Below are 5,047 nucleotides of genomic sequence, written 5' to 3' on the forward strand. Positions count from 1 at the left end.
CGCTAAGCGACTACCGTATCTAACAGGGGGCAACCCCCAACTACATCAGGCGTACTAGGGCTTAACTTCTGTGTTCGGCATGGGAACAGGTGTATCTCCTAGGCTATCGTCACTTAACTCTGAGTATTCTCAACTCAAAATTGAATATCTATACTGTATCAAGAAACCAAATCGTTGTCAATATGTCTCAGTTACTTTCTTTGGATAAGTCCTCGAGCTATTAGTATTAGTCCGCTACATGTGTCACCACACTTCCACTTCTAACCTATCAACCTGATCATCTCTCAGGGCTCTTACTGATATAAAATCATGGGAAATCTCATCTTGAGGTGGGCTTCACACTTAGATGCTTTCAGCGTTTATCCCTTCCCTACATAGCTACCCAGCGATGCTCTTGGCAGAACAACTGGTACACCAGCGGTAAGTCCACTCTGGTCCTCTCGTACTAGGAGCAGATCCTCTCAAATTTCCTACGCCCGCGACGGATAGGGACCGAACTGTCTCACGACGTTCTGAACCCAGCTCGCGTGCCGCTTTAATGGGCGAACAGCCCAACCCTTGGGACCGACTACAGCCCCAGGATGCGACGAGCCGACATCGAGGTGCCAAACCTCCCCGTCGATGTGAACTCTTGGGGGAGATAAGCCTGTTATCCCCAGGGTAGCTTTTATCCGTTGAGCGATGGCCCTTCCATGCGGAACCACCGGATCACTAAGCCCGACTTTCGTCCCTGCTCGAGTTGTAGCTCTCGCAGTCAAGCTCCCTTATACCTTTACACTCTGCGAATGATTTCCAACCATTCTGAGGGAACCTTTGGGCGCCTCCGTTACCTTTTAGGAGGCGACCGCCCCAGTCAAACTGCCCGTCAGACACTGTCTCCGATAGGGATAACCTATCTGGGTTAGAGTAGCCATAACACAAGGGTAGTATCCCAACAACGCCTCACTCGAAACTGGCGTCCCGAGGTCATAGGCTCCTACCTATCCTGTACATGTGGTACAGATACTCAATATCAAACTGCAGTAAAGCTCCATGGGGTCTTTCCGTCCTGTCGCGGGTAACCTGCATCTTCACAGGTACTAAAATTTCACCGAGTCTCTCGTTGAGACAGTGCCCAAATCATTACGCCTTTCGTGCGGGTCGGAACTTACCCGACAAGGAATTTCGCTACCTTAGGACCGTTATAGTTACGGCCGCCGTTTACTGGGGCTTCAATTCATACCTTCGCTTACGCTAAGCACTCCTCTTAACCTTCCAGCACCGGGCAGGCGTCACCCCCTATACATCATCTTACGATTTAGCAGAGAGCTGTGTTTTTGATAAACAGTTGCTTGGGCCTATTCACTGCGGCTGACCATAAGTCAGCGCCCCTTCTCCCGAAGTTACGGGGCCATTTTGCCGAGTTCCTTAACGAGAGTTCTCTCGCTCACCTGAGGCTACTCGCCTCGACTACCTGTGTCGGTTTGCGGTACGGGTAGAGTATAATTAACGCTAGAAGCTTTTCTTGGCAGTGTGACATCACTAACTTCGCTACTAAACTTCGCTCCCCATCACAGCTCAATGTTATAGATATAAGCATTTGACTCATATCACACCTCACTGCTTGGCCAGACACTTCCAATCGTCTGGTTTAGTTAGCCTACTGCGTCCCTCCATCACTATATACTCTAGTACAGGAATATCAACCTGTTGTCCATCGGATACACCTTTCGGTCTCTCCTTAGGTCCCGACTAACCCAGGGCGGACGAGCCTTCCCCTGGAAACCTTAGTCTTACGGTGGACAGGATTCTCACCTGTCTTTCGCTACTCATACCGGCATTCTCACTTCTATGCGCTCCAGCACTCCTCACGGTACACCTTCTTCGCACATAGAACGCTCTCCTACCATACCTATAAAGGTATCCACAGCTTCGGTAATATGTTTTAGCCCCGGTACATTTTCGGCGCAGGGTCACTCGACTAGTGAGCTATTACGCACTCTTTGAATGAATAGCTGCTTCTAAGCTAACATCCTAGTTGTCTGTGCAACCCCACATCCTTTTCCACTTAACATATATTTTGGGACCTTAGCTGGTGGTCTGGGCTGTTTCCCTTTCGACTACGGATCTTAGCACTCGCAGTCTGACTGCCGATTATATCTCGTTGGCATTCGGAGTTTATCTGAGATTGGTAATCCGGGATGGACCCCTCACCCAAACAGTGCTCTACCTCCAAGAGACTTAACATCGACGCTAGCCCTAAAGCTATTTCGGAGAGAACCAGCTATCTCCAAGTTCGTTTGGAATTTCTCCGCTACCCACAAGTCATCCAAGCACTTTTCAACGTGCCCTGGTTCGGTCCTCCAGTGAGTTTTACCTCACCTTCAACCTGCTCATGGGTAGGTCACATGGTTTCGGGTCTACGACATGATACTAATGCGCCCTATTAAGACTCGGTTTCCCTACGGCTCCGTCTCTTCAACTTAACCTCGCATCATATCGTAACTCGCCGGTTCATTCTACAAAAGGCACGCTCTCACCCATTAACGGGCTCGAACTTGTTGTAGGCACACGGTTTCAGGTTCTATTTCACTCCCCTCCCGGGGTGCTTTTCACCTTTCCCTCACGGTACTGGTTCACTATCGGTCACTAGAGAGTATTTAGGGTTGGGAGATGGTCCTCCCAGATTCCGACGAGATTTCTCGTGTCTCGCCGTACTCAGGATACTGCTAGGTATAAAGACTATTTCGAATACGAGGCTATTACTCTCTTTGGCCTACCTTCCCAGGTAGTTCTTCTATAATCTTTAAGTCCACGTTGCAGTCCTACAACCCCGAAGAGTAAACTCTTCGGTTTGCCCTCTTGCCGTTTCGCTCGCCGCTACTAAGGCAATCGCTTTTGCTTTCTCTTCCTGCAGCTACTTAGATGTTTCAGTTCACTGCGTCTTCCTCTACATTACCTTAACAGTAATGAGTGACAGGCATTACCTGCCGGGTTCCCCCATTCGGACATCTCTGGATCATTGCTCACTTACAGCTCCCCAAAGCATTTCGTCGTTAGTCACGTCCTTCATCGGCTTCTAGTGCCAAGGCATCCACCGTGCGCCCTTATTAACTTAACCTTATTTTGGTCTTTCGACCTAACTCATTAAATATTCACAGCGTTTCGGTTTATTTTCTTGTTACTATCTATATGTAATTAATTACATATGGAATTTGATATAGATATTCAATTTTCAATGGACAATACTTGAATCTTTCGATTCAATGGAGCCTAGCGGGATCGAACCGCTGACCTCCTGCGTGCAAAGCAGGCGCTCTCCCAGCTGAGCTAAGGCCCCACAAGACCTCTCAAAACTAAATAAGAAACTCAAGTACATTCCGTTTTTCCTTAGAAAGGAGGTGATCCAGCCGCACCTTCCGATACGGCTACCTTGTTACGACTTCACCCCAATCATCTATCCCACCTTAGGCGGCTGGCTCCAAAAGGTTACCTCACCGACTTCGGGTGTTACAAACTCTCGTGGTGTGACGGGCGGTGTGTACAAGGCCCGGGAACGTATTCACCGCGGCGTGCTGATCCGCGATTACTAGCGATTCCGACTTCATGTAGGCGAGTTGCAGCCTACAATCCGAACTGAGATTGGCTTTAAGAGATTAGCTTGCCGTCACCGACTCGCAACTCGTTGTACCAACCATTGTAGCACGTGTGTAGCCCAGGTCATAAGGGGCATGATGATTTGACGTCATCCCCACCTTCCTCCGGTTTATTACCGGCAGTCTCGCTAGAGTGCCCAACTGAATGATGGCAACTAACAATAGGGGTTGCGCTCGTTGCGGGACTTAACCCAACATCTCACGACACGAGCTGACGACAACCATGCACCACCTGTCACCGATGTACCGAAGTAACTTTCTATCTCTAGAAATAGCATCGGGATGTCAAGACCTGGTAAGGTTCTTCGCGTTGCTTCGAATTAAACCACATGCTCCACCGCTTGTGCGGGCCCCCGTCAATTCCTTTGAGTTTCAACCTTGCGGTCGTACTCCCCAGGCGGAGTGCTTAATGCGTTAGCTGCGGCACTGAATCCCGGAAAGGATCCAACACCTAGCACTCATCGTTTACGGCGTGGACTACCAGGGTATCTAATCCTGTTCGCTCCCCACGCTTTCGAGCCTCAGCGTCAGTTACAGACCAGAGAGCCGCTTTCGCCACCGGTGTTCCTCCATATATCTACGCATTTCACCGCTACACATGGAATTCCACTCTCCCCTTCTGCACTCAAGTTTGACAGTTTCCAAAGCGAACTATGGTTGAGCCACAGCCTTTAACTTCAGACTTATCAAACCGCCTGCGCTCGCTTTACGCCCAATAAATCCGGACAACGCTCGGGACCTACGTATTACCGCGGCTGCTGGCACGTAGTTAGCCGTCCCTTTCTGGTAAGCTACCGTCACAGTGTGAACTTTCCACTCTCACACTCGTTCTTGACTTACAACAGAGCTTTACGATCCGAAAACCTTCTTCACTCACGCGGCGTTGCTCGGTCAGGGTTGCCCCCATTGCCGAAGATTCCCTACTGCTGCCTCCCGTAGGAGTCTGGGCCGTGTCTCAGTCCCAGTGTGGCCGATCACCCTCTCAGGTCGGCTATGTATCGTCGCCTAGGTGAGCCGTTACCTCACCTACTAGCTAATACAACGCAGGTCCATCTTGTAGTGGAGCAATTGCCCCTTTCAAATAAATGACATGTGTCATTCATTGTTATGCGGTATTAGCTATCGTTTCCAATAGTTATCCCCCGCTACAAGGCAGGTTACCTACGCGTTACTCACCCGTTCGCAACTCATCCAAGAAGAGCAAGCTCCTCTCTTCAGCGTTCTACTTGCATGTATTAGGCACGCCGCCAGCGTTCGTCCTGAGCCAGGATCAAACTCTCATTAAAAATTTAATAATTGTTCGAGCGTTAACTCATTACCGTCATCTGACGATTTATTCTTGTAAATTGACAGGTTATAATTTCTTCTATCATAACCCTGCACTTGGTTTCTTATTCAGTTCTCAAAGGTCT

1 tRNA gene and 3 rRNA genes are annotated in these 5,047 nt (G+C 49.3%); all 4 read right to left on the reverse strand.

The features are described 5' to 3' along the window. Position 1: 1 nt before the first annotated feature. Positions 2–117: ribosomal RNA gene (rrf, locus tag ACYVQ1_RS10165) — 5S ribosomal RNA — on the reverse strand. An 83-nt stretch (positions 118–200) separates the two neighbouring features. Further along, a 23S ribosomal RNA gene (locus tag ACYVQ1_RS10170) occupies positions 201–3,100 on the reverse strand. Between the two features lie 146 nt (positions 3,101–3,246). After that, positions 3,247–3,319 (reverse strand) — tRNA-Ala (locus ACYVQ1_RS10175). Between the two features lie 54 nt (positions 3,320–3,373). Continuing rightward, positions 3,374–4,921, reverse strand: a 16S ribosomal RNA gene (locus ACYVQ1_RS10180). The 16S, 23S and 5S rRNA genes sit together here with 1 tRNA gene alongside, the layout of an rRNA operon. Between the last annotated feature and the right edge of the window lie 126 nt (positions 4,922–5,047).

Source organism: Streptococcus parasalivarius (genome assembly GCF_054785155.1).